At 49.6% G+C, this 403-nt stretch carries 2 rRNA genes; both read right to left on the bottom strand.

The features are described 5' to 3' along the window. Positions 1 to 12: 12 nt before the first annotated feature. Positions 13 to 125 (bottom strand): 5S ribosomal RNA (rrf, locus tag ACW9JY_RS10540). A gap of 27 nt (positions 126 to 152) precedes the next feature. Next, a 23S ribosomal RNA gene (locus ACW9JY_RS10535) occupies positions 153 to 403 on the bottom strand; the annotation flags it as partial.

Here is a 403-nt window from a genome sequence, read left to right as displayed (position 1 = left end):
AAAAAAAAGAGAAGGGGGCGATACCTACTCTCACACGTCTTAGCGTACTACCATCGGCACGATACGGCTTAACCGTCAGGTTCGGTATGGTTCTGGGTGTTTCCCGTATCGTTTTCTTCACCCCCTATTACTCATTCACAAGTGCATAGAGTTTCGTCCAAAGCCTCGGGCTATTAGTACCGCTCGGCTCAATACTTCTCAGTACTTACACCTGCGGCCTATCTACGTCTTCTTCTCAGACTGCCCTTACCTCTTACGAGTGGGAAGCCTCTTGTTTGGGCCCGTTTCCCGCTTAGATGCTTTCAGCGGTTATCGGTTATATGTGTGGCTACTCAGCTCCTGCTATTTGCATAACAGCTGATTCACCAGGGACATACTCACTCCGGTCCTCTCGTACTAGGAG

Source organism: Petrotoga sp. DB-2 (assembly GCF_054051725.1).
Note: the sequence above shows the minus strand (reverse complement) of the source record. Positions and strands in the feature narration are given on the sequence as shown.